General features: G+C 66.8%; 26 protein-coding genes. 8 read left to right on the top strand and 18 right to left on the bottom strand.

What is annotated here, in order from left to right; genetic code table 11:
* Positions 1–114: 114 nt before the first annotated feature.
* Together ACZYVJ_RS18125 and ACZYVJ_RS18120 are read right to left on the bottom strand one after the other, a co-directional pair.
* Positions 115–801 (bottom strand): Rv0518 family GDSL lipase, encoded by a 687-nt coding sequence (locus ACZYVJ_RS18125; protein WP_463832287.1) that lies wholly within the window; start codon positions 799–801, stop codon positions 115–117.
* 90 nt (positions 802–891) lie between these two features.
* Positions 892–2127 (bottom strand): acyltransferase family protein, encoded by a 1236-nt coding sequence (locus ACZYVJ_RS18120; RefSeq protein WP_463832286.1) that lies wholly within the window; start codon positions 2125–2127, stop codon positions 892–894.
* Positions 2128–2483: 356 nt separating this feature from the next.
* Here ACZYVJ_RS18120 and ACZYVJ_RS18115 point away from each other — a divergent pair, with 356 nt between their 5' ends.
* Positions 2484–2924 carry an STAS domain-containing protein gene (locus ACZYVJ_RS18115; protein WP_463832285.1) on the top strand — a complete coding sequence of 147 codons (441 nt, stop codon included), beginning with the start codon at positions 2484–2486 and terminating at the stop codon, positions 2922–2924.
* Here the strand turns inward: ACZYVJ_RS18115 and ACZYVJ_RS18110 are convergent.
* The 7 genes from ACZYVJ_RS18110 to ACZYVJ_RS18080 form a co-directional block, all read right to left on the bottom strand.
* Complete coding sequence (locus ACZYVJ_RS18110; protein ID WP_463832284.1) at positions 2908–3168, bottom strand: hypothetical protein; 261 nt, start codon at positions 3166–3168, stop codon at positions 2908–2910. The two genes, ACZYVJ_RS18115 and ACZYVJ_RS18110, sit on opposite strands and share 17 nt — an antisense overlap.
* Positions 3165–3716, bottom strand: coding sequence for a DUF3093 domain-containing protein (locus tag ACZYVJ_RS18105; RefSeq protein WP_463832283.1), 552 nt, complete (start codon positions 3714–3716; stop codon positions 3165–3167). Before ACZYVJ_RS18105 ends, ACZYVJ_RS18110 begins: the two co-directional genes overlap by 4 nt.
* Positions 3717–3729: 13 nt before the next feature.
* Positions 3730–4710 carry a porphobilinogen synthase gene (gene hemB, locus ACZYVJ_RS18100; protein ID WP_463832282.1) on the bottom strand — a complete coding sequence of 327 codons (981 nt, stop codon included), beginning with the start codon at positions 4708–4710 and terminating at the stop codon, positions 3730–3732.
* Complete coding sequence (locus tag ACZYVJ_RS18095) at positions 4711–6372, bottom strand: bifunctional uroporphyrinogen-III C-methyltransferase/uroporphyrinogen-III synthase (RefSeq protein WP_463832281.1); 1662 nt, start codon at positions 6370–6372, stop codon at positions 4711–4713.
* Positions 6373–6394: 22 nt separating this feature from the next.
* Positions 6395–7342 carry a hydroxymethylbilane synthase gene (gene hemC / locus ACZYVJ_RS18090; protein ID WP_463832280.1) on the bottom strand — a complete coding sequence of 316 codons (948 nt, stop codon included), beginning with the start codon at positions 7340–7342 and terminating at the stop codon, positions 6395–6397.
* A gap of 13 nt (positions 7343–7355) precedes the next feature.
* Entirely contained in the window at positions 7356–8726 is a 1371-nt protein-coding gene (locus ACZYVJ_RS18085; protein ID WP_463832279.1) for a glutamyl-tRNA reductase, read from the bottom strand.
* Positions 8727–8851: 125 nt separating this feature from the next.
* Complete coding sequence (locus ACZYVJ_RS18080; RefSeq protein WP_463832278.1) at positions 8852–9121, bottom strand: glutaredoxin family protein; 270 nt, start codon at positions 9119–9121, stop codon at positions 8852–8854.
* Positions 9122–9179: 58 nt separating this feature from the next.
* On the opposite strand from ACZYVJ_RS18080, the gene ACZYVJ_RS18075 reads away from it, so the two are divergent.
* From ACZYVJ_RS18075 to ACZYVJ_RS18045, 7 genes are all read left to right on the top strand, one after another.
* Complete coding sequence (locus ACZYVJ_RS18075; RefSeq protein ID WP_463832277.1) at positions 9180–9488, top strand: WXG100 family type VII secretion target; 309 nt, start codon at positions 9180–9182, stop codon at positions 9486–9488.
* Positions 9481–9771, top strand: a complete 291-nt coding sequence (locus ACZYVJ_RS18070; RefSeq protein ID WP_463832276.1) for a WXG100 family type VII secretion target — start codon at positions 9481–9483, stop codon at positions 9769–9771. Before ACZYVJ_RS18075 ends, ACZYVJ_RS18070 begins: the two co-directional genes overlap by 8 nt.
* Positions 9772–9775: 4 nt before the next feature.
* Complete coding sequence (locus ACZYVJ_RS18065; protein ID WP_463832275.1) at positions 9776–12307, top strand: TNT domain-containing protein; 2532 nt, start codon at positions 9776–9778, stop codon at positions 12305–12307.
* A gap of 16 nt (positions 12308–12323) precedes the next feature.
* Positions 12324–12956: a hypothetical protein gene (locus tag ACZYVJ_RS18060; protein ID WP_463832274.1), complete on the top strand. Its 633-nt coding sequence runs from the start codon at positions 12324–12326 to the stop codon at positions 12954–12956.
* 138 nt (positions 12957–13094) lie between these two features.
* A complete protein-coding gene (locus tag ACZYVJ_RS18055) occupies positions 13095–14003 on the top strand; it encodes an HAD family hydrolase (RefSeq protein WP_463832273.1) in 909 nt (302 codons plus the stop codon).
* 43 nt (positions 14004–14046) lie between these two features.
* Entirely contained in the window at positions 14047–14568 is a 522-nt protein-coding gene (locus ACZYVJ_RS18050; RefSeq protein ID WP_463832272.1) for an FAS1-like dehydratase domain-containing protein, read from the top strand.
* Entirely contained in the window at positions 14569–15498 is a 930-nt protein-coding gene (locus ACZYVJ_RS18045) for a cyclopropane mycolic acid synthase family methyltransferase (RefSeq protein WP_463832271.1), read from the top strand. It abuts the gene before it with no gap.
* A 61-nt stretch (positions 15499–15559) separates the two neighbouring features.
* On the opposite strand, the gene ACZYVJ_RS18040 is transcribed toward ACZYVJ_RS18045, so the two are convergent.
* The 9 genes from ACZYVJ_RS18040 to ACZYVJ_RS18000 form a co-directional block, all read right to left on the bottom strand.
* The gene (locus tag ACZYVJ_RS18040; RefSeq protein WP_463832270.1) at positions 15560–16648 is read right to left on the bottom strand and encodes a lysophospholipid acyltransferase family protein; all 1089 of its coding nucleotides are present in this window, start codon (positions 16646–16648) and stop codon (positions 15560–15562) included.
* Positions 16630–17757: an SDR family oxidoreductase gene (locus tag ACZYVJ_RS18035; RefSeq protein ID WP_463832269.1), complete on the bottom strand. Its 1128-nt coding sequence runs from the start codon at positions 17755–17757 to the stop codon at positions 16630–16632. Before ACZYVJ_RS18035 ends, ACZYVJ_RS18040 begins: the two co-directional genes overlap by 19 nt.
* 51 nt (positions 17758–17808) lie before the next feature.
* Entirely contained in the window at positions 17809–17910 is a 102-nt protein-coding gene (locus ACZYVJ_RS18030; protein ID WP_003402602.1) for a 30S ribosomal protein bS22, read from the bottom strand.
* A gap of 145 nt (positions 17911–18055) precedes the next feature.
* The gene (locus ACZYVJ_RS18025; RefSeq protein WP_066992137.1) at positions 18056–18307 is read right to left on the bottom strand and encodes a cell division/environmental response transcriptional regulator; all 252 of its coding nucleotides are present in this window, start codon (positions 18305–18307) and stop codon (positions 18056–18058) included.
* Positions 18308–18445: 138 nt separating this feature from the next.
* The gene (gene proC, locus ACZYVJ_RS18020; RefSeq protein WP_463832268.1) at positions 18446–19321 is read right to left on the bottom strand and encodes a pyrroline-5-carboxylate reductase; all 876 of its coding nucleotides are present in this window, start codon (positions 19319–19321) and stop codon (positions 18446–18448) included.
* 27 nt (positions 19322–19348) lie between these two features.
* Positions 19349–20191 carry a thioesterase family protein gene (locus ACZYVJ_RS18015; RefSeq protein WP_463832267.1) on the bottom strand — a complete coding sequence of 281 codons (843 nt, stop codon included), beginning with the start codon at positions 20189–20191 and terminating at the stop codon, positions 19349–19351.
* 25 nt (positions 20192–20216) lie between these two features.
* The gene (locus ACZYVJ_RS18010) at positions 20217–21059 is read right to left on the bottom strand and encodes a sugar phosphate isomerase/epimerase family protein (protein WP_463832266.1); all 843 of its coding nucleotides are present in this window, start codon (positions 21057–21059) and stop codon (positions 20217–20219) included.
* 15 nt (positions 21060–21074) lie between these two features.
* Positions 21075–22067 (bottom strand): hypothetical protein, encoded by a 993-nt coding sequence (locus tag ACZYVJ_RS18005; RefSeq protein WP_463832265.1) that lies wholly within the window; start codon positions 22065–22067, stop codon positions 21075–21077.
* Complete coding sequence (locus ACZYVJ_RS18000) at positions 22064–23080, bottom strand: Ppx/GppA family phosphatase (protein WP_463832264.1); 1017 nt, start codon at positions 23078–23080, stop codon at positions 22064–22066. Before ACZYVJ_RS18000 ends, ACZYVJ_RS18005 begins: the two co-directional genes overlap by 4 nt.
* Positions 23081–23154 lie beyond the last annotated feature (74 nt).

Raw genomic sequence — 23154 nt, 5'->3', positions numbered from 1 at the left:
TTGGAGCGCTGGGACTACGAGCGGCACGCCAACGACTGAGACCACACGTCCACGCCAAACTCGCTGTGTCATCACGGGTTCAGCACGCCCGGAAAGCCGCCCGCCACACCTGAGTCAGGTCGACAGCTGCGTGCGAATGAGCGGCGCGATCTTGTCCGCCATGTATTGATGCCCCGCGTCATTCGGATGCACCCCGTCGGCACCGATCAGGTCGGGGCGGCCGACGAACCAGTGTTCGGCGATCGGGTCGATGAACGTCGCCCCCGCGGCCCCGGCAGCGCCGGCGAGGACGTCGCGAATCAGATACATCGACGGCGGCACGTCGGCGGTCGGCCACGGCGGTCCGATCACCAACAACCGCGCCGCCGGCGCGAGTTGGCGCGCCACATCCAAAGCGGCGTTGGTCTTTACGGTCAGGGTCGCGGGATCGACACCCTGGTCGTTGCGGGAACCGAAGAACACCACCAGCGCGTCATCGGGCTGCACCGCCCTGGCGGTCAGGTCCTCGAAGATGCTGCCGTGGTCGCCGGGTGTGGCATAACCGGCTCTGCCCTCGGCCGCCACGCTGCTCGAGATCCGTGACCCCCGGGAACCGAGCACCTGGAAGGCGCGCGACGTCCACGATCTCGAACCCAGGCCGCCCTCATCGGTGCCGGTGGTATACGAATCCCCCACCACCGCCACATGATTGAGCCGGAAGTCCAGCGTCAACGTCTCGTAGGTGCGCACCTGCGCCGGGTAGGTGACGGTCACGCCGACCAGAAAACTCAACCCAATGAGAAAGGTGGTCAGACGACTCACTCTCACCTCCACTGTCAAGGGCATCGCCGGGGGCGGCCGCGTCCTCATCAAGTATTCCCCGTGAGTCGCGGTGGGCCGCTGAAACGGCCATCACATCGCGCGGGCCGAAACCGCTTCCAGCGGACGGTCGATCGGATGCAAGTTACTGTTTGAATCGCCGGGATCGCTTCGCGCGCTGACGGCCCTGACGTCGACCATCTTTCGCATCCAACGGCGGGCGGGCTCTTCGACACCGTGATACAGCAGCACGGAGAAGGCCAGGGCGATCGCGAGCAGGCCGATGATGTTCCATTTCCACGGGTTGTCCAGGGTCGGGAGCTCGAATTGCTCCACGGCCCAGCCCCAGGCGGTGTGCACCAGCTCATGCACCATGTACAGGCAGAACGAGATCTTGCCGCCGTACACCATCACGCGCGTCGACAGCACCCGCGGCAGGCTGCCGAGCCCGATGGCCAGCGAGATCACCAGCGGAACGAATAACACGTCGACGACGCCGCCGCTGTCGTTCTCCACCACTCCCGATATCGGGTGCGCGCCAAACCAATACAGCACACCGACCATCGCGGCCAGGAGCAGCAGGGAGACGTATCCGGCGACGCGGCGGCCAGGATCGCTCAGCCGCAGCCTGCGCACCGCGGCACAGGCCAGCGCGCCCGCCGTGAATTGCGTGACAATGCGGGGCAGCCAGCTCCACGGCGTGTAGAAATGGCCGCTGGCGAGCAGCATCACCACGGGCGGCAACGACGCCGCGAAGGCCAGGACCATCAGGCTGCGCGCCCTGGTCGCCTGCTTCATCCGCAACAGGACCAGCACCAGGACGGCGAAGAGCAGATAGGCCAGCCATTCGGCACTGATCGACCAGGCCGGGCCGTCCCAACTCGAGTCGTCGAAGAACGGCACAAACCACAACTGCACCAACAGGATCTGGCGCACGTAGCTGATCGCGGTGAGCGAGGCGGCATCCGGCGACGGCACATGACCGACGTGCAGGGTGAAGATCACCCACAGTGCGGCGAGGTGCAAGGTGACCAGGTACACCGGCCATACCCGGGCCAGGCGCAGCCACAGAAAATGCAGGGTGGCGCGGGTCGACCAGGACCGGCCCATGCGGTCGAGATAGTTGTACGTCAGCACGAACCCGCTGAGAATGAAGAACAGGTCGACGCCTTGGGCGCCGCAGTTGAGCACCGGCGCGAGGGCGTCGCGGAAGTCGGGCGACACGTCGCTGAGCATCGGCCGGAAGTGGAAGAGCACCACCCAGAGCGCGGCGATGATGCGGAGCCCCGTCAGGGCGGTGATCTCGCCCCTGATCTCTCCGCCCCGCACGCTGCTCTTCCCGTCCGAATCCTGCTGTTTGGTTCTCCTGCTACTTCGGTTGAGCGGGACATTTCGCCTTTTCACAAGCCCCCCGACCAGCAACCGGCAGCCTTGGCAGCCTAGCAGCGCAATCGGCGGCATGCGGGGACGGTTGTGGTGTGGCAAACGGCGTTCCGGGGTAATCCGCTAGCCCGACAGCCCGCTGAGCGTTTGCTCAGCCTCCGGTTCGCGGTGGGCACACAACCGCTTCTTAGCAAAGCGTTAGACACGGCTTCCGGTCCCCTTAGGCTTGCGGGCTAGCGTCATAAGTGCCCTTCGGTGAGCGTGAAGGCGCCCCCGCGAGCGGCACGGAGAGTTGAGGGGTCATGACGATCGCAGGCAGCCCGGCTGGCCACGACAATTGCGTGTTTGACTGCGACGGCGCTCAAGTCCGGGCGCACTACCGCCACCTGGCGACCGTGGTGCACATTCGCGGCGAAATCGACGACTTGAATGTAGACCGGATCAGCCACCACATTGCGCGCTTCACGCTCGGAGAAAACCCCGTGGTGCTCGACGTGGCCGATGTCAACGAATTTGCTGAGGCCGGCATCTCGCTGCTGTACACGTTCGACGCCGAATGTCGTGCAGCCGGGGTGGATTGGACCCTGGTCGCCAGCTCAGCGGTGACCCAGATGCTGGATGACACCGGTCATGACGCCAATTTTCCGATTATGCGCTCGGTTCACGAGGCGCTCCAGGATCGGGCCGACGCCATCGTGCTTCGCCGCCGCATGGCGCTGCCGCTCGTCAAGAAGGCGACTTAGCGCGCGACCGTACGCGCCGCAGCCTCGCAGTCCCGATGACCGCCAGTACCCCGGCGCTCGTCAACAGCACCAGCGTCAGCAGCAGCAGCTGCGGGTCGTACAACAGCGACGTGGTGGAGGGCTGGCCGTCGGCGATCGGCGCCACGATCACCGTGTGATGCGAGTGAAACCACGCCAGTCCCGAACACACGAACGCGACGCAGGCCAGACCGAGCTCGACCACCGCGCGCGGGCGGGCGTTCATCGCGCCATCCCGGTGTCGTCGTCCCACTCGCCGTCGATGACGTCGGATCGGGTGGGATCGACGCGCTCCTGGACCAGTGGGGTCAGTGCGGCGCGCAGCCGACGATGGCGACGCGCCCAGGCCTGGACCGTGCGATCGTTGGTGAGCTTGAGCCCGATGCCGACGCGCCGGCGCGGCACGCCGACCAGTTCGCCGAGCGCCCGGGACGACTGCCAGCGGGCCAGATCTTTCCCGGACGCTTCGTGGTTCTCGGGCTCGGGATACACCTTGACGATTTCGCGGACCAGGATTGTTTCGGTGCCCTGGCGCAGGGCATCGTCGGTAAGCTCGACCGAGACGTGGATCCGTGCGGCCATCACCTGTATCGCGAGGAACGCCGATACGAGTACCAGGAAGATCGCGGGCACCACCAGCGACACCGGGGCACCGCTCCAGATCTCGATCAGCACCATGGCCACCGCCGCGGCCGGACCGCACGCCAGCCACCACCAGCTGGCGCCGGGTTCGTAGAACAACCGCTTGGGTTCGGTGTCGCCGTCGGTGGTCATCGCAAGCCCCGTCTCACGAGAGCCACCCTGCCGCATCCGCGGCCCAATAGGTGAGGACGATATCGGCTCCGGCGCGCCGGATGCTGGTCAGCGACTCCAGCGCCGCGGCGCGTTCGTCGATCCAATTGTTCGCGGCTGCAGCGCAAATCATCGCGTACTCCCCCGACACTTGATAGGCCGCGACGGGAACGGGTGAGACGTCCGCCGCGGCCGCGACCACGTCGAGATAACTCATCGCCGGCTTGATCATCACGATGTCGGCGCCTTCGTCAAGGTCGAGCTCGATCTCGCGCAGCGCCTCGCGGGCGTTGCCCGCCTCCTGCTGATAGGTGCGCCGGTCGCCGGAGAGGCTGGAACCGACCGCCTCACGAAACGGGCCGTAGAACACCGAGGCGAACTTGGCGGCATAGGCCAGGATCGCCACGTCGGTGAAGCCCGCGGCGTCCAGCCCGTCGCGAATGGCGCCGACCTGTCCGTCCATCATGCCGCTCGGCCCCACCACGTGAGCGCCCGATTCAGCTTGCGCCACAGCGAGATCCACATACCGTGCCAGGGTGGCGTCATTGTCGACCCGACCCCGGGCGTCGAGAACGCCGCAGTGTCCGTGGTCGGTGAACTCGTCCAGGCAGGTATCGGCCATCAACACGGTGGCCTCCCCGAGATCCTTGGCCAAATCCCGCAGGGCCACATTGAGGATGCCATCGGGGTCGGTCCCGGCCGATCCGATCGAATCCTTGTCCTCATCCCGGGGCACACCGAACAGCATCAACCCGCCCACGCCGGCGGCGACGGCACTGGCGGCCGCGCTGCGCAACGAATCACGGGTGTGCTGCACCACGCCCGGCATGGACGTGATTGGCCGTGGTTCGTCGATGCCGTCGGCGACGAACATCGGCAGCACCAAATGCCTTGGCTCCAAGGACGTTTGCGCCACCAAACGGCGCAAGGCCGGGGTGGTGCGGAGCCGGCGCGGACGCTGCCGCGGGAAGGCCATCTAGCGCCTGCGGCTCTTTTTGCGCGGCGGCGGCAACGCACCCTCGGCACGCAACCGCGCGGCGTGTTCGGCCAGCGCGTCGACCAACGGGCCGACAGCGGCGGTTTCGGGCTGGACATCCACCCGCAGACCGAATTCGGCTGCGGTCTCCGCGGTCTTGGGACCGATGCAGGCGATGATGGTCCGCGCGTGCGGCTTGCCGGCGATTCCGACCAGGTTTCGCACCGTGGAACTGGATGTGAAGCACACCGCGTCGAACCCACCGGTCTTGATCATTTCCCGCGTTTCCGCCGGCGGCGGGGCGGCCCGCACCGTCCGGTAGGCGGTGACATCCTCGATCTCCCAACCACGTTCGCGCAGACCCTCGGCCAGCGTCTCGGTGGCGATGTCGGCGCGCGGCAGCAACACCCGGTTGACCGGGTCGAAAATGCTGTCATAGGGCGGGAAGTCGTCGAGCAGACCCAGTGACGACTGCTCGCCGGCCGGCACCAGTTCGGGGCTGATCCCGAACGCCCGGACCCGGTCGGCGGTCGACTCTCCCACACACGCGATCTTCACTCCGGAGAACGCACGCGCGTCCAGACCGAACTCGCCAAACTTCTCCCACACCGCGCGCACCGCGTTGGTGGAGGTGAACACCACCCACTGGAAGCGGCCGTCGACCAAACCCTTGACGGCCCTTTCCATCTGGGCGGGGCTGCGCGGCGGCTCGACCGCGATGGTCGGCACCTCGATCGGCAGCGCGCCGTAGGAGGTCAGCCGCTCGCTCATCTCGCCGGCCTGGTCCTTGGTGCGGGGCACCAGCACGGTCCAGCCGTACAGCGCGCGGCTCTCCCACCAGTTCAACTTCGCTCGGCTGGCCACCGTCTTGCCGATGGTCACCACCAGCGGACCGGTCAGCGGGCCGGCGGGGTCGGTACCGCCCAGCACCGCCGAGTCGGTCAAGCCGTGCAGCGTGGTCTCGATGGAACGCTGCTGACAGGTGGTGCCCTGCGCGGTCACCACGCACGGGGTGTTCTCGGCGAGCTCGTGCTCGATCAGGGTGCGCGCCGCGTCGGCCAGATGCGACGACGTGGCCTGCAGAATCAGCGGGCCGGGCGCCGCGGCCAAAGCTTCCCAATCGACATGTGGGTCGCGCACGTCGGCAACCGTGTGCGAGGAGCCCAGCGGCAACCCCGCATACGTCGGGACGGCATCGGTGGGCGCCAGGCCGGGCACGATCTCGATGTGCAGGTGGCTCCGGGCTATGGCATTGACCTCGGTGATGACCGCGTCGACCGTCAGCGGGTCGCCGGCCACCAGCCGCACCACGTCGACGCCCGTCCGCGCCTCGGTGGTCAGCGTCTTGGCCACCTCGGCGGGGTCACCCAGCGCCGGGCGGATATCGGGACCGCCGGAGATCACCGCAGGCTGCGCCTTGCCCCGGTCGGAATCGCCGTCGCCGTTGGCGGCGGCCGGCTCGGCCGGAGCCGGGCCGGACACCGGTGGCAGGTCTTTGCCGATCATGGCCAGCACCGGCTCAGGCACGTCGGGGTCGGTGAACACCAAAGCGGCGTTCGCCAGCACCGTCGCGGCCCGGGTCGTCAGCAACCCCGGGTCACCCGGGCCGGAGCCCACGTACGTGATGCGGCCGGGTGTCGGCTTACGCCCTCGCGTCGTCATTGTCGCTCCCAGTAATTCGCATTTAACTTCCTCGCGCCGGGTCTTGCCGCGCTTCGCTCATCAGCTCTCGGGCGCCCAGCTCGAACAGCTCCGCGGCCACCGAAAGCCCAAGCTCTCGTGCCCGATCGGGACTGCCGATACCGGACGCGCGGATCACGTCGGACCCGTCCAGCGCCGCCACGCAACCGCGCAGCGACAGCTCTTCGAAGATCCGGCCTTCCTCATCGATGGACTCGACCACTTCGGCGATCGCGCCCACCGGTGCGGAGCAACCGGCCTCCAGTTCGGCCAGCAGGGCTCGCTCCGCGGTGACCGACGCACGCGTGTCGGCGTCGTCCAGTTCCGCCAGCACTGCCGCTAACCGGCTGTCACCGGAACGGCATTCGACGGCGAGCGCGCCCTGAGCCGGTGCTGGCAACATCTGCACCGGCTCTAGCGTCTCGGTGACATCGTCGAGGCGACCGATCCGGGCGAGTCCCGCCCGGGCTACCACGATCGCGTCGAGATCACCACTGCTTACCCTGTTCAACCTGGTATCTAGGTTGCCTCGTAGGGGGCGGATTTCCAAACCGAGACCCAATGCTCTAAGCTGCGCGGCCCGCCGCGGCGACGAGGTACCCACCAGCGAACCGGCTGGCAACTCCGCGAGCACCAGTCCGTCGCGGGCGACCACCGCGTCGCGTGGATCATTGCGCACCGGTATGGCCGCCACAGCAAACCTCGGGTCGTCGGCGGTCGGCAGGTCCTTATGGGAGTGCACCGCAGCGTCGACTCGGCCCTCCTCCATGGCGTCGCGCAGTGCGGTGGTGAAGACACCCACGCCGAGCGACTCGATGGGGCCCGACGAGCGGTCCCCGGCCGTGCTGATGATCACCAGCTCCGCCGGGTGTCCCAGCGCGATCAAAGCGTCTCTTACTAACCCGGCCTGGGTAGTGGCCAGCAGGCTGCCCCGGGTGCCTATCCGGATCACGTTCGCCAATCGCCTACTCGGCGTTTTGCTGCGGGGTACCCGCGTCGAATGCGTTTGCAATGACTGGCAATTCGCCCGCGGCCACGGCGTCGACGGCGGTCTGGTCGAGTTCGAAGAGTTCGCGCAACGCCTCTGCGTAGCTGTCGCCGCCGGGCGCGCTGGCGAGCTGTTTGATCCGCACGGTCGGTGCGTGCAGCAGCTTGTCCACCACCCGTCGCACGGTGCGGGCCACCTCTTCGCGCTGGGCGCTCTCGAGCCCGGGCAGCCGGTTGTCGAGGCGCAGCAGTTCCGCTTCGACCACATCGGCAGCGCGCTGGCGTAGCGCGGTGACCGTCGGCGTGACCTCGGCCATCTTCTGTCCGGCCAGATAGGCGGCAACTTCGGTGGCGACGATGGTGCGGGCGGCGTCGACATCCGCGGCCGCGGCGTGGGCCGAGGGCTCATGCTGCACACGGTCCACATCGACGACCCAGACGCCGGGCAGGCCCGCCACCGCCGGGTCGACGTCGCGCGGCATGCCCAGGTCGCAGATCACCAGCGGGTTCTTCTCTTCGTCGCGGTACGCGGCGGCCAGCGCGTGGTGCACGTCGGCCAGCGAGACCACCGGGGTCACCGCGCCGGTACAGCTGACGACGACATCGGCGCCCGCCAAGGTGTCGGCCAAGCGCTCCAGGGGCACGGCGTCGGCCGGCACGCCGGCGTCGCGGATCTTGCGGACCAGGCGCTGGCCCCGGGACAACGACCGGTTGACCACGTGCACCTGCCCGATGCCGGCACGAGAAAGGTGTGCCGCGGCCAGGGCGCCCATCGCTCCGGCGCCGACCACGACGGCGGTCTTGCCCGACAGGCTGCCCAGGCGGCGTTCTGCCATGTTCAGGGCGACGGACACCACCGAGGCGCCGGCGGCGTCGATGGCGGTTTCGGAATGCACCCGCTTGCCCACCGACAGGGCCCGCTGGGCCAGCTCGTGCAGTATCCGGCCGACTGTGCGGTTGGTCTCGGCGTTGGCGTAGGCGCGGCGGACCTGACCGAGCACCTGCTGCTCACCGATCACCGCGGAATCCAGCCCGCTGGCGACCGCGAACAGGTGCTCGACGGCGGCTTCGCTGTACCGGACGTACGCGTATTTGGTGAGGTCGGTCATCGACATCCCGGACTGTTCGGACAGCACCTGCCCGATCACCGCTAACCCGCCGTGGAACGCGTCCACCACCGCGTAGACCTCGACCCGGTTGCATGTCGACAGCACCATCGCCTCGGTCACCAGTGGCGACTGCAACACCCGGTCGACGATCTTGCCCTGATCGGACTCGTCGATGCTGAGTTGTTCCAGGACGGAGACCGGCGCACTACGGTGCGAAACCCCGAAGAGCAAGACGCTCACGGCAGCATCACCTGGCCAGCTCCCTTGCTTCCTCCAGTAACTGAACTGCTGTCCACGGTAAACGTTTATCAGCTGGGCTACCAAATAATTGCCCCGCGCTGGGCGGCTGGGCGCCGCCGCACTGGTCAGCGGCCGAGATCGGCCCGCAGCCGGGGCTCGTCGATCTCCCAGTAACTGTGTTCGCGGCCGTCGAGCAGGACCACCGGCAGCCGGTCGCCGAACTCGGCCCGCAGCGCGGTGTTGCCCGCCGAGGCCGCGGCGTCGACGTCCGTCGTCGACAACTCGAAGCCCAGTTCACCGGCCAGTTCGACCAACCGGGCATGCACGCGCTCACAGATGGTGCACCCGTCGCGGGTTAACAGCTCCACCTGGGGCAGGTCGGTCGCCTCAGTCATGGCCCCAGTGTGTCATCGGTGACTTGTGGGGCCATCTACCAGGCGTTATGTTCCGACTATGGCCGACGAAACGCTGCGGGTCGATCCCGTCGTCATGCAGGGCGCTGCCGTCTCGCTCAGCGGTGCGGCCGAGCAGCTCTCGGCCCAGCTGTCCCAGCTCGACGATCAGGTGGGTCAGATGTTGGGCGGTTGGCAGGGTGCGGCGGGCACCGCGTACGGATCCGCGTGGGAGCTGTGGCATAAGGGTGCCCGCGAGGTGGAGCTTGGGTTGTCGATGCTGGCGCATCTGGTCGACCAGGCAGGCGGGGCGTATCAGAGCAACGAGGCCGGGTCAGCGCAGGCGGAGCGGGCGGTGCGCGGTGGCTGAGGCGTTTCGGGTTGATCCGCAGGCGTTGGCCGACGCGGTGCAGCGGATGGTGGCGTTTCAACGCTATGCCGAAGACATGATCGCCGAAATCGATTCTCGCGTAACGCGTCTGCACGCATCGTGGACCGGTGCTGCCGCGGCGGCTCATGCCGAGGCACATCAGCACTGGGTTCGCGGCGAGGCGATGATGCGCGAAGCGCTGGCGCAACTGCAGAAGGTGGCCACGACCGCGCACGGCAACTACACCGGCGCGGTGTCGACGAATCTCGGCATGTGGTCGTGAATACATGGCGCCGCTGGCGTGTGACCCGACTGCCCTAGACCGCGCCGGTGCCACCGTGCTGGCCACCGGCGTTTCGCTGGGATCGGTGATTTCGGCCCTGACCACGGCACTGGCCGGCAGTGCGCGCATGGCAGGTGACGATCCGGTGGGAGCGGCGCTCGGCCGCGCATATGACGGCGCAGCGGCCAAGGTGATCGAAGCGATGACCAAAACCCGCAACGGGTTGTGCAGCATCGGCGACGGCGTGCGGATGTCGGCACACAACTACGCACTCGCCGAGGCGATGTCGGATGTCGCGGGCCGGGCCGGGAGTCTGCCGACACCGCCGGTCACCGCGCCGTTGACCGGCAAGGCTTCGCCGCCGTCGGCCGTCGGTGCCGGTAGTAGCGCCCCGGCGGGCTGGAGCTGGGTCGCGCCGTATATCGGAATGATCTGGCCCACTGGCGATTCGGCGAAGCTGCGCGCCGCCGCGGCGGCGTGGACGACCGCGGGTGTCAACTTCATGACGACCGAGATCGCGGCCGGCGGCGCCACGATGGCCGGCATTGCCGGGCAGCAGATTCCCGAGGCCGCGGCCATCAACAAAGCGTTGGCTGATGGGTCCTGCGCCACGACCACCGTTGCGCGGCAATGCCAAACGATCGCTGCGCAACTGAACAGCTACGCAGCCAAGATCGACAAGGTCCACGCGGCGATCCTGGATCTGTTGTCCCGCATCTGCGATCCGCTGACCGGGATCAAAGAGGTCTGGGATCTCCTGACCGACGAAGACGAAGACGAGATCAAAAGAATCGCCGACGACATCAAAACGGTGGTCGACAACTTCTCCCAGGAAGCCGAAACGCTTGCCGGCCAGATCAAGACCACCATGTCCGAGGCGGCCACCGCCGCAAAGGATATGGCGCACTGGGCGGATAAAGAGTGGGACCACTTTTTGCACGGAACGCCGGTCGGCAGGGCCCTCAATCAGGTGGGCCAGACCGTCAAAGGCGTCGGCGTCGAGGGCTGGGATTTCCTTGAGATGCTCGCGAAATTCAGCCCAAGCCGGCTCCAAAGCGACCCGTTGGGCTACGCCAAGGACGTGGCCGACATGGTCTCCGGGGAGTTGCCTCTCGTCGGATTGGGCCCCGACGGTGGGCCTGGAGTCGCCGAGTCATGGAAGGCATTGGGCAAAGACGTCACTCACTGGGACGAGTGGGGCACCAATCCCGCCGAGGCCCTCGGCAAATCCATTTTCGACGTGGCGACCTTGGCGTTGCCGGGCGGCCCACTCTCCAAGGTCGGCAAGGCGGGGAGCCGGGCAGCCGATGTGCTGAAAGGTTTGAAGAAGCCGCCCGAAATTCCGAAGCCACCGTCGGTCAAGCCTCCGGCGGAGCCGCCCCCGGTCGCGCCCAAGCCGCCGGAATCGGGCCAACCGGCACCAGCGCCCCCGGGCAAGCCGGCACCCTCCGGCAAGCCGGCGCCGGGGCCCGCGGACGGTCCGCTGCCGCACAGCCCCACCGAATCCAAGCCACCGCCGGTCGGCGGGGCGCCCCGCAGCGGCGAACCGAAACCAATTGGGGTCTCGCCGGAATCGGGGGCCAAGCCACCGGTGTCGGCCCCCGCGGAAGGCACACCACCCCATCCCCAGCCGCACGAGCAGGTCCCCTTCCACGCGCCGGCATCTCCCGGCGAGCCCCCGGCCGCGCCGACGCCCCACGCCGGTCCGGCACCGGGGTCCGCACCCGCGACTCCGGCGGCTCCGCACCTGCCGACGCCGCCGTCTGCCCCCATGGCCGGCGGGATCCCCGCCGAAGCACCTCCCGGAATGGGTGAGGTTCCCCACGGCGGTGAACCGGGCGCCCATCCTGGCGAGCCGCACGGCGGGGATCCCCACCCGCCTGGCGACGGCGGTCCACATCCACCCGGTGACAGTCCTCCTCCCGGCGATGGAAACGGACCGCACCAGCCAGGTGACAGCCATCCCGCTGGCGACGGCAACGGGCCGCACGAGCCCCACCCTGGCGATGGCGGTGACACACCCGGTGATCACCACCACGGCGACGGCAGCGCTAACGGGCCTCCCAAGGCGAGAGACGTTTTCCCTGACGCAAAAGAATTTGGTGAGCTCTCCGAAGAACAGTACCGAGAGCTCTTTGAAGACCAAAATGGCCAACTCAGATACCCTGATATGGATGACCCTGCGAAGCCATACGCTATTCCGGGTACAGTCCGAATTTATACGGCTGACGATATTGCGTCGTTGAACGGCCAATGGCTAGATCGCATCGGCAGTACGCGCGGAAGGTGGCTCGCTTTCGAAGGGACACCATTCGAAGGGCGTTCGCTTCCTCACACTAGTCTCGACGAACCGTATAACGCCTACAAAGTTGACGTGTCGGCAGGACTTCCTCCTGGTTGGAAAATAGAATTTTCAAGAGCGGCGCCTTGGTTCGGCCATCCGGGCGGTGAACCGCAATTCCTCCTACTGGCCCCTAACGGTGTGCGGCCCAGTGTTCAGGCCTTGATTGACAGACATTTCCTTAATCCGCCTTAATAGCATGAGGAGTCATATGACCGATTACCATCTCGACCTCACCCCTTTTCCTGTATTCCTCCATCGTATTGTTAAATCCTGGTACGTGTGGCAGGAGGTTTACCTTCGCGGCCGCAACCGGATTCCTGGCCAGGCTCACCGTGAGCCGAAACTCGGCGAGACTCGCGAGCAAGTCTATTGGGGCCGCCGCCCACCCGAAATGACCGCCAGACACGAACTAGCTCTTATTGACGACGCGGATGTTTCCTTTTATTTGGTATGCGAAGACGATAGCTTCTTCATTGATTCCCAGGAACGCGGTTCACGAGACAGGTACTGGATGTTCAGGCGTTTCGAAGATGCTGAAAAATACCTCTTGTTTCTGATAAGTCAGGCCGCTCGCCCGGGTCAATACACCGACAGCCCCGCTTACCGCTGGTATCAAGAAGGGTTAAATCCGCGGGTCACCTTGACCAACCCGGACCCGGTAAATTTTCCCGGACGAGTCAGTTTGAGAGTGGATCAAGAACCTATAGATCGAGGTTGGATGGGCGAGACTGACGCTCCCGCAGCTTCTCATGTCTTAGTCCTTAGCTTCGAGCAACTTGACTCCGTCCTTCGCGACGGGATTCCGGCGGACTGGTTCACAATCAATATCCGAGGCGATTAGGCGATCGCGCCTGCACCAAAAGCTCCGGCCTGCTCCAGCCCGGGACACGTCAACGCCCGCACGCCATCTGCCCGATAGGGTTGGAGATCGGGCACCCGCTGGGTCGCCAGGCAACACAGCGATCTAGGAGGTTTGACGATGACTTCCTCTGACCCGGTCAACGCGGACCAATCCGGTTACGTCGACCTGGAGTCGCTGGCCGCGGACGCCAGCGCCGCCCGCGCGATCGAGGGCATGCAGGAAGCCGCCGCCTCGGAAGACCGCCCGCAGCCCCCCGTCGACCTGACCGCCGCCGCCTTCTTCGACGTGGACAACACGCTCGTGCAGGGCTCGTCGGCGGTGCATTTCGGGCGCGGTCTGGCCACGCGCAACTACTTCACCTATCGCGACGTGGTCGGATTCATCTACGCGCAGGCCAAATTCCAGATTCTCGGGACGGAAAACAGCAACGACGTCGCCGCCGGCCGGCGCAAGGCGCTCGCCTTCATCGAGGGCCGATCGGTTGAACAACTGATCACCCTGGGCGAGGAGATCTACGACGAGATCATCGCCGACAAGATCTGGCCGGGCACCCGCGAGCTCACGCAGATGCATCTGGACGCCGGCCAGCAGGTGTGGCTCATCACCGCCACGCCCTACGAACTCGCCGCGACCATCGCGCGACGGCTGGGCCTGACCGGCGCGCTGGGCACGGTCGCGGAATCGGTCGACGGCGTGTTCACCGGCAGGCTGGTCGGCGATATCTTGCACGGCACCGGCAAGGCGCACGCCGTGCGGTCGCTGGCAATTCGCGAGGGGCTCAACCTGAAACGCTGCACCGCTTACTCGGACAGCTTCAACGACGTCCCCATGCTGTCGCTGGTCGGTACGGCGGTCGCCATCAACCCCGACGCCCGCCTGCGCGCCCTGGCGCGGGAGCGAGGCTGGGAAATTCGCGATTTCCGCACCGCTCGTAAAGCGGCTCGGATCGGGGTGCCGTCGGCGTTGGCGCTGGGCGCGGCCGGCGGTGCGCTGGCGGCGCTGGCCTCTCGGCGGCAATCACGCTGATAGGCTGCGCCGCTGAGACACATTTGACCGGAGGGCATACGCCATGACAGTCCCCAAGGAAGCCGAAGGACTCATCGGCAGCCATTACCGCGCACCGGACTACTTCGAGGTCGGTCGCGAGAAGATCCGTGAGTTCGCGCTGGCGATCAAGGACGACCACCCGGCCCACTTCGACGAGCGTGAATCCCAAAATGCTGGGTACTCGGACATGGTGGCGCCGCTGACGTTCCTCGCGATCGCAGGGCGCCGCGTGCAGCTGGAGATCTTCACCAAGTTCAGCATCCCGATCAACATCGCCCGGGTCATTCACCGCGACCAGAAATTCAAGTTCCACCGGCCGATCCTGGCCCACGATAGGCTGTACTTCGACACATATCTCGATTCGGTGATTGAGTCCCACGGCACCGTGCTGGCAGAGATCCGCAGCGAAGTGACCGATGCCGATGGAAAGCCGATCGTCACGAGTGTCGTCACGATGTTGGGAGAGTCGTCAAACCAAGCGGACGTTGAAGCTACCGCGGCGGCCGTCGCATCCATATCCGCAGGGAAGTTAGGGGCGTTGTAAATGTCTGCACACGGGGAAACGGCAAGCACGCAGCTGAAGCCGCCGGTCGAGAAAGTCCGGTCGCACTACGACAAATCGAACGAGTTCTTCAAGCTCTGGCTTGACCCGTCGATGACCTACAGCTGCGGTTACTTCGACGAAAACCCAGACCCGCAGAATCTGACCAAGACGCTAGAAGAGGCGCAGTACGCCAAGCGCAAGCTCGCCTTGGACAAGCTGAACCTCGAGCCGGGCATGACGCTGCTGGACATCGGCAGCGGCTGGGGCTCGACCATGCGGCATGCCGTCGCCGAGTACGACGTCAATGTCATCGGCCTGACGCTCAGCGAGAACCAGTACGCCCACTGCGTGGCCGAGTTCGACAAGATGGACAGCCCCCGCCGCAAGGAGGTGCGGATCCAGGGCTGGGAGGAGTTCCCGGGCGACGTACCGATCGACCGCATCGTGTCGCTGGGCGCGTTCGAGCACTTCGCCGACGGCGCCGGTGACGCCGGGTACGAGCGTTACGCCACCTTCTTCAAGAAGTACTACGACCTGCTGCCCGACGACGGCCGCATGCTGCTGCACTCGATCGTGGTGCCCAGTGCCGAGGAGGGCAAGAAGCTCGGGTTGCAGATCAACATGACGCTGCTGCGGTTCATCAGTTTCATCTTGAAGGAGATCTACCCGGGCGGAAAGTTGCCCCAGGTCGACCTGGTCGATAAGTACGCGACCGACGCGGGTTTCAAGATCGAGCGGCACCACTTCATCGGCAAGAACTACGTGCCGACGCTGACGGCTTGGGGGGATGCCCTCGAGGCGCACAAGGACGAGGCGATCGCCCTGAAGGGGCAGGAGACCTACGACATCTACTTGAAGTACTTGCGTGGCTGCTCGGACCTGTTCCGGGACGGCTACACCAACGTCTGCCAATTCACGATGGTCAAGTAGTCGGCTTTCGAAGGGTCAACGCCACCGCGGAAATCCGCGGTGGCGTTTCCTTTTGCGCGGCTCAGCCGAAGAAGATGTTGCGGCGTCCGGCGAGCAGCCGGTACAGCGTCTGCTGGATGGTCTCGCGCACCTGGTCGGTCACCTCGAAGGTGACCATCGGGTCGTCGGCGTCGGAGGCGGCGTAGTCGTCGGTGTAGATCGGCTCACCGAACGCGATGTGCCATTTCGACGGCAGCGGTACCAGGCCCACGGGACCGGCCAGCGGGAACAGGGGCGTGATCGGGAAGTACGGCAGCCCGAACAGCCGCGCCAGCAGCTTGACGTCGGTCAGCATCGGGTAGATCTCCTCGGACCCGATGATCGAGCAGGGAATGATCGGCGCCTTGGTCCGCAGCGCCGCGGTGACGAATCCGCCACGGCCGAACCGCTGCAGCCGGTAGCGGTCCTCGAACCGCTTACCCAGGCCCTTGTAGCCCTCCGGGAATACGGCGGTGAGCTCGCCGGCGGCGAGCAACCGGTGCGCGTCCGTCGTGCAGGCCATGGTGTGGCCGGCCTTGCGCGCCGCCTCGCCCACCACCGGCAGGTCGAACACCATGTCGGCGGCGAGCAGTCGCAGCTCGCGGTGCGCGGGGTGCTCGTCGTGGACCGCCACCGACAGCATCAACCCGTCGAACGGCAACACACCGGCGTGGTTGGCGACCACCAGCGCGGCGCCGTCGGCCGGCAGGTTTTCGATCCCGCTCACCTCGACCCGGAACCAGGACCGGAAGAACAGCCGCAGCAACGGCCGAACGATCGCGCTGTTGAAGTGCGGGTCGAAGCCGAACTCGTCGACGCTGTAGTCGCCGGTGATCCGCTGGCGCAGGAATCCGGCCACCGAGGCGACGCGCTGCGCCAGGTCGTTCAGTGGTGCGTCGGCGGGCGTCGATCCCGCGGCACGGCGGTGCTCGTCGATTTCGCGGACCACCGCGGCGATCTGCTCGGCCGAGCCACGGCCGTTCGGATCAGACAGTAACGACGGATGCTGGCGCGATGACTCTGCTCTTTGATCGGCTCGCCGACGCGCAGCTACCCGACCCCGATTCGTATGCAGTGGAATGACATTCGCTCTGGTTTCACCCGCCACGATACCTACCTGACCCCACCCCACGGAATTGGATTTCGGCTACCCCAGCGCTGAGCCAGGGATATGGCGCGACCCTCCCAGGAGCGTACCCGATGTGGATCGATAATGGGAGTTAGGCTTCGGCCGCGAACGTAATCGTCGAAGGCCTCTGCCGTCGACCATTTCGGCTGATAGCCAAGTTCTGATCGCATTCGACTGGTATCCATGACTCGGCCATAACTCAAGTAATCAAACTGATCACGACTGATCTCGTTGTAACGGTTTGCGCGCCGTAACGAATCCAAGGCCCACACGCCGAAACCCGGTACTGGCAAAGGAATCCGGCCTGCCCGCCGAATCGCCTGCGACAGCATGATGATGCCTTCGGCGCCGATGTTGAACGTTCCCGCCTTGCCGGCCATCGCCGCACGCTCCAATGCGCCCAGCGCATCCTGCTCGTGCAGCAGTTGCAGGCGTGCGTCTCGGCCGAACATGGTCGGCACCAAAGGCCCGGCCAGATAACGGGACAGCGTGGTGTCCATCGCCGGGCCGATCATGTTGGCCAGCCGCAGGATCGTCACGGCGATGTCCGGCCGGCGCCGTCCCAAACCGCGCGCGTACGCCTCGATGTCGAGGCTGTCCTTGGCGAAACCGTTGCGGAACGGTCGGCGGCTGGTGCTGTCCTCGGTGAACATCACCGGATCGTGAGCGCTCGAGCCGTACACCTCGGACGTCGACTTGAGTACCACCCGGCGCACCGAGGGCGCCTTCTGGCAGGCCGCGAACAGCTGCATCGCGCCCATCACGTTGATCTCTTTCAACGCCGCGGTGCCGCCGGATCGCGGCGCATACGACGCGGCCGCCGCGTGCACCACGGTGTCGACATCGCCGTTGCGAATCACCTTGGCTATGAAGGGATTACGGATGTCGGCCCGGACGAACTCGGCGCGCCCCATCCGGCGCAGCATGTCCTTGCTCGGCGCTATCGCATCGACCGCGATGACCCCTTTGATCATCGGGTTCTGCGCGAGCCGAGCCGTCAGGTAGCCGCCCAGGAACCGGCAGGCACCAGTGACCAGCACGATTTTCGGGTAATGCACCGTGTTGCCTGGGGTGTCACCCGGCCCGGCGTTCTCCCCATTCGACGGATCCACCCGAACAGCCTAGCGGCCAGGCGAGACGGCGGCACTATGCCGCGGACGGGGTTACTTACCGAGTTTTCTGCGCTGCACCCGGGTGCGACGCAGCAGCTTGCGGTGCTTCTTCTTCGACATACGCTTGCGCCGCTTCTTGATTACTGAACCCATGAACTCCGCTATCTGACCGTGATCTGCTTCAAAGATTGGACCCGGACACTTTACCTGGCGGAACGCACCGAACACCAAACGGCGTCGGCCGATCGCCACGCAACCGCGGAGCCTGGGTGCCGCCCGCGAGCGGCCGCGCTTCAGGTCAGCCGGCGTCGAAGTATGACGTCTCCAGCATGTCGTGGACGGCCTTGGCGTGCACCCGGAAGGACCGGCCCACCCGGACCGCGGGCAGCTCGCCGTTGTGCACAAGCCGATACACCGTCATCTTGGAGACCCGCATCAACGCCGCTACCTCAGCGACGGTGAGAAACTGCGTCCTGCCCTGATCAACGGAACTGGCGTCCCGTGGCTTACCTGCAGCATCTCGCGCTGATGGCCCGTTACTAGACGTCATCGCAACCCAATCGTGTCAGGCACGCGCATGCCAGCGGCTTCCCCTCCGCTGGCACCCACACGTGCTTACACAAGGAGAATAGCGGGACTAATGGGGTTACTGGTACTGGTGGGGGACAATCAGTTCAAAAAACTTGGATTACTCTGATGTAATTCTTAGCTGCTCAGAGCGCTTTTTGGCGGCCTGAACGGCGGCGTCGACGGCCGCTCGCAGGCCCGCCCGTTCCAGCTCACGCAGGCCCGCCGCGGTGGTACCGCCAGGCGAGGTCACCGTCGCCCTCAGCTGCGTCGCAGTGGCGTCCACCCGCAGCCCCGGAGCCTCGGCCTCGCCCAGCTGCCGATCGGCGTCCATGCGCTCGAGCAGCATCGCGGCCGAGCCGGCCATGGTCTGCGCGGTCAGGTCCGCGGCCACCTCACGGCTCAGACCCGCCGCGACGCCGGCGTCGATCAGGGCCTCGACCAGCAGGAAGAAATACGCCGGTCCGGAGCCCGACAGCGCGGTGACGGCGTCCATCTGGGCCTCCGGGACGCTCAGCACGCCGCCTACGGAGTCAAACAGGGCCGAGACGCCCTCGAGCTGCGGCGCGGTGACGAACCGGCCCTTGGCCAGGGCCGTGACCCCGGCGCCGACCAGGGCCGCCGCGTTCGGCATGGCCCGCACCACCGGCGTCCCGGCGGGAAGTTTGGCCTCGAAGTAGGTGATGGTGATCCCGGCCGCGACGGTGACGAACACCTGCTCGGCGGTGTCGCTCTCGGCGGCGCCTGCCGCCCGGGCGATCTCCCCCATCACTGACTCGACGTCGGCGGGTTTGACCGCGACCACGACGAAGGACGCGTTCTCCACCGCGTCGGACACCGAGCTGATCAGCACCGAATAGGTGTCCGCCAGGTACTTGGCGCGCTCGGGAACCCGCTCGACCACCACCAGGTCCTTGACCTGCCGGCCCGCCCGCAGCAGACCCGACAGCAGTGCCTCCCCGATGCTGCCGCCACCGATGATCGCGATTCTTGCCATGCCGGACAGCATCGCAGACACCGCGCTCTAGCGAGCGGCAGGGACCAATGCCAATTGGCGGGCCTGCACCACCAGGCGGCCCAGGCTGTCGACGACGGTGTGGTCCTCGTCGAACCAGTCCTGCCCGATCTCGGTACAGGTCGCGACGATGCGCAGCCAGCCGTCGGCCGGCAGGCCCCGCAGGAACGCCGTGAGCTGGATTGTGGGCGCCCAGCCGGTGCGGTCCACGGCGAAGGTCACCGGCGCCGACAGATCGCCGCACATGAGCGCAAACAGCGCATCCGGGGCCACCCCACGGGGGCGCGCCCACATCTGGATCACCGGCGGCCGCCCGTCGCTGCGCAGCGCCATCGTCGACAGCACCGGCCGCACGTCGCAGCCCTCCCCCAGGTGCACGAGGCCGGCCAGCGGATGACCCGGCCCGATCGGCTCGATGTCGTCGGGGGGCTCGGGCGCCATCAGGCCGGCCACCGGATTGGCCGACAGCAAGGGCTTGACCGCACCGTCGGGTGGAAAGTGCTCGGGCTCGCCGAGGTTCACCACGGCGTGCACCGCGGTGCGGTTGCCCTGGTTGAGCTCGACGTCGACGACGCTGATCCGGCGCCCCCGCTTGCGGATCGACGTCACCAATTGGACCTGCCCCGGATCGGGCGCCCAAAGATAGCTGGCCGACACCGCGACGGGTTGCTGGACCGATTCCGGGCCGTCCGGGTGGCCACCGCAGGCGGTACGGGCGGCGTTGGCGCACAGCGCCAGCATCGCGCCGCCGTGCACCTTCGGGCCGATGGTCCAGCGCTTGTCGAGCTCGCCCTCAAAGACGCCCGAACCGACCTCCCGCAACGTCATCGCGGTGGTGAATAACGCAGTCATGTTGTCTGGATTTCTCCTGGCTTGGTCAGCGCAGCAGATGCGTGCGGGCAAACTGCAGCGATTCGGCGAGCATGGCCTCGCGCTCGTTGGCGGAACGTGCGCTGGACGTCGACACCTCCAGGATGACGTGCCCGGCGAAATGGCTGCCGGCCAGCATCTGGCACACCTCGGCGGTCGGCTGCGTGCCGCGGCCCGGCACCAGGTGCTCGTCGGCGGGCAGGCCGTTGCCGTCGCACAGGTGCAAGTGCACCAGCCCCGACCCCATCCGCTGTGCCATGTCCAACGAGTCGGTGCCCGCGGTCGCGGTGTGGGACAGGTCCAGCGTGTAGTGCGCGTGATTGCCGTCGAGCGGGTCATAGGAGGGCGCGAACGCCGAGATCGCCGCGCCGGGCCCGCCCCCGCGTTTGCGCATCCGTTCCAGCGACTGGCCGGCTCCGAAGAGGCGGTCCGCCCGGAACGGGAACATGTTCTCCACCGCGACCATCACGTCGCTGGACGCTTCCAGCTTCGCCACCTGCTCGGAGAAACCCTCGGCGTAGCGCCGCTGCCAGCGAAACGGCGGGTGCACCACCACGGTCTGCGCGCCCAGCTGCTCGGCGGCACGCACGCTGCGATCCAGCTTGGGCACCGGGTTGGCGCCCCACACCCGCTGCGAGATCAGCAGGCAGGGCGCGTGCACCGACAACACCGGGACGCGGTAGTGCCGCGACAGCTTCTTGACCGCGGCGACGTCCTGGCTGACCGATTCGGCCCACACCATCAGCTCGACACCGTCGTAGCCGAGCCGGGCCGCGTACTCGAAGGCGGCCTCGGCCCGCAAGGGGTACACCGAAGCCGTGGAAAGGCCGACTTTGATGGCGGGGCGCACTGTCTACGGTGCCGCTTAGCCCGATTGCAACGAGAGCGCCAAGGGTCCCAGGGTGATCAGCGCACCCACCGCGACCGCGATCAACGTGCTGGCGATGTCCTCGGTCTTGCGGACCACCCGCACCCCGGCCACCAGACCGAGGATGACCAGCACCGATAGCACCAACGCCACCAGGCTGTTCCAGCGCCACAGCTGGTCGAAGGCCACGAACAGCCCACCGCCGAACGCGACGGCCAGCATCGACTGCAGCACGACCACGCCGCCGCGCCACACCGCGTCGAATCTGCCCTGCTCCGGGTGAGCGTCCGCGGCGGCGTCCGCGTGCCGGTCCTCGAGCTCGAGGTGCTCGTCGTCGCCGAGCACGCGGGCCGGCAGCGGCCCCGAGCCGTCCTCGTCGTCCTCGGCATCCCCGGATCGCAGGAAGGAGCGCACGTAGGCGGAGTCCTCCAGCGCCGGTTCGGCCTCGCGCACTTCGGAGTCCATGACATCCACCGGGACGTCGGCGTAGTGGTCCAGCGGGTCGAAGCTCATGTCCTCGGCCCCGGAGCCGGCCTGGCCGGTGCCATTAGCGGACGCGCCCGACGGGCCGGCGTCGGGCAACGGCCGCGGGTATTCGCTGCGCTCGGGCCCCGCCGCGCGTTTGGGCTGCGGCGGTGACTTGGGCCAGCGCGGCTCGGGCTCGGACCAGTAGGGCGCATTGGGCTGGGCTTTGGTCACCGGTTCGGCGGCAGCCTCCCGGGCGGCAGGCTCGGCGGGCGGGGCCGCGTCGACTGCGTCGATCGTGTCCGTGGCTTCGTTGGCGTTGCGTCCGGGTTCGTCGTCGTCATCGCGGATCACCGGCAGGTCGCCGGTCAGCTCGGCGACGGTCACCGAGTCGCTGTCGCCGCGCCGGCGGCGACGCCGCCGGGTGACCGCGGGGGCGCCGATGGTTCCGTTTCTGGCCAGCAATTCGGCAACCGAGATGGGCCGAGTGCCGGGGCTCTCGGTCTCGGAGTGCGGTCCGGTCATGGTTTGTCGCCTCTCGATCGGTTCTGATTCCGATCAACTACCTGACCTCCAGCATTACGCACCGAAGGCTCCATGAGGGCCGATCCGTCGGCTTCGCTGTCGAGTTTGCGCAAGATGAGACCTTCCCGTAATGCCCACGGGCAAATATCCACCGATTCGATCGACAGCGCTCTCATGCTTGCCTCCGCCACCAGAGCACCCGCAACGATCTGCGGTGCCCGCTCGGCGCTCACTCCTTCCAGTTCTGCCCGGTCAGCGGTCGTCATCCTAGAGATGAAAGATATGAGTTGCCTGAGGCCGTTTGCTGTGAGCGTCCTCTTGACCCTTGGTCCAGCGCCCGACGGCGCCGCACCGGTGAGCCGCGCCAGCGAGCGGAAAGTCTTCGAGGTCGCCACCGTCAGGTCGGGACTACCCGCTTCGAGGATGTTCACGCTGGCTTCGGAGAGCTCGGCGTCCAGCCAGTCGCGCAGCATCGCCACCCGGCGCCGCCCGGGTGGATCGTCGGGCAGCCATTCACGGGTGAGCCGTCCGGCGCCAAGCGGCAGTGACAACGCGACCTCGGGCTCCTCGTCAACGCCGCTGGACATCTCCAGCGAGCCGCCACCGATGTCCAGGTTGATGATGCGGCCCGCGCTCCACCCGTACCACCGGCGCACCGCCAGGAAGGTCAGCCGCGACTCGTCGACGCCGGTCAGCACCCGCAGTTCCACGCCGGTCTCCTTGCGGACCCGGCTCAGCACGTCCTCGGAGTTGCCGGCATCGCGGACCGCGGATGTGGCGAAGGCCATCATCTCCGCGCAGCCCGAACTGTCGGCGATCTTGGCGAATTCGTCGATCGTGGAGATCAGCTTCTCGGCACCGCGTTTGGTGATCTTGCCGGCGCTGTCAGTGGCCTCGGCCAGACGCAGCGTGGCTTTCGTCGAACTCATCGGCGTCGGATGACCCCCGCGGTGGGCATCGACCACCAGCAGATGCACCGTGTTGCTGCCCACGTCGAGAACGCCCAATCGCACGTAAACAACCTAACGAAGCCTCATGGGCGGTGCTTTGCGCGACCCGGTTAACCCGCCGTGATCGCCGCCATACG

This window comes from Mycobacterium sp. IDUB_3 (genome assembly GCF_055419585.1).
Note: the sequence above shows the minus strand (reverse complement) of the source record. Positions and strands in the feature narration are given on the sequence as shown.

Bases quoted from the DNA above. Each gene is read 5' to 3' on its own strand.
- ACZYVJ_RS18115 (WP_463832285.1), top strand. From the start codon at position 2,484: ATGACGATCGCAGGCAGCCCGGCTGGCCACGACAATTGCGTGTTTGAC.
- ACZYVJ_RS18110 (WP_463832284.1), bottom strand. From the start codon at position 3,168: ATGAACGCCCGCCCGCGCGCGGTGGTCGAGCTCGGTCTGGCCTGCGTC.
- ACZYVJ_RS18105 (WP_463832283.1), bottom strand. From the start codon at position 3,716: ATGACCACCGACGGCGACACCGAACCCAAGCGGTTGTTCTACGAACCC.
- hemB (WP_463832282.1), bottom strand. From the start codon at position 4,710: ATGGCCTTCCCGCGGCAGCGTCCGCGCCGGCTCCGCACCACCCCGGCC.
- ACZYVJ_RS18095 (WP_463832281.1), bottom strand. From the start codon at position 6,372: ATGACGACGCGAGGGCGTAAGCCGACACCCGGCCGCATCACGTACGTG.
- ACZYVJ_RS18080 (WP_463832278.1), bottom strand. From the start codon at position 9,121: ATGACTGAGGCGACCGACCTGCCCCAGGTGGAGCTGTTAACCCGCGAC.
- ACZYVJ_RS18075 (WP_463832277.1), top strand. From the start codon at position 9,180: ATGGCCGACGAAACGCTGCGGGTCGATCCCGTCGTCATGCAGGGCGCT.
- ACZYVJ_RS18065 (WP_463832275.1), top strand. From the start codon at position 9,776: ATGGCGCCGCTGGCGTGTGACCCGACTGCCCTAGACCGCGCCGGTGCC.
- ACZYVJ_RS18060 (WP_463832274.1), top strand. From the start codon at position 12,324: ATGACCGATTACCATCTCGACCTCACCCCTTTTCCTGTATTCCTCCAT.
- ACZYVJ_RS18055 (WP_463832273.1), top strand. From the start codon at position 13,095: ATGACTTCCTCTGACCCGGTCAACGCGGACCAATCCGGTTACGTCGAC.
- ACZYVJ_RS18050 (WP_463832272.1), top strand. From the start codon at position 14,047: ATGACAGTCCCCAAGGAAGCCGAAGGACTCATCGGCAGCCATTACCGC.
- ACZYVJ_RS18045 (WP_463832271.1), top strand. From the start codon at position 14,569: ATGTCTGCACACGGGGAAACGGCAAGCACGCAGCTGAAGCCGCCGGTC.
- ACZYVJ_RS18030 (WP_003402602.1), bottom strand. From the start codon at position 17,910: ATGGGTTCAGTAATCAAGAAGCGGCGCAAGCGTATGTCGAAGAAGAAG.
- ACZYVJ_RS18025 (WP_066992137.1), bottom strand. From the start codon at position 18,307: ATGACGTCTAGTAACGGGCCATCAGCGCGAGATGCTGCAGGTAAGCCA.
- proC (WP_463832268.1), bottom strand. From the start codon at position 19,321: ATGGCAAGAATCGCGATCATCGGTGGCGGCAGCATCGGGGAGGCACTG.
- ACZYVJ_RS18015 (WP_463832267.1), bottom strand. From the start codon at position 20,191: ATGACTGCGTTATTCACCACCGCGATGACGTTGCGGGAGGTCGGTTCG.
- ACZYVJ_RS18005 (WP_463832265.1), bottom strand. From the start codon at position 22,067: ATGACCGGACCGCACTCCGAGACCGAGAGCCCCGGCACTCGGCCCATC.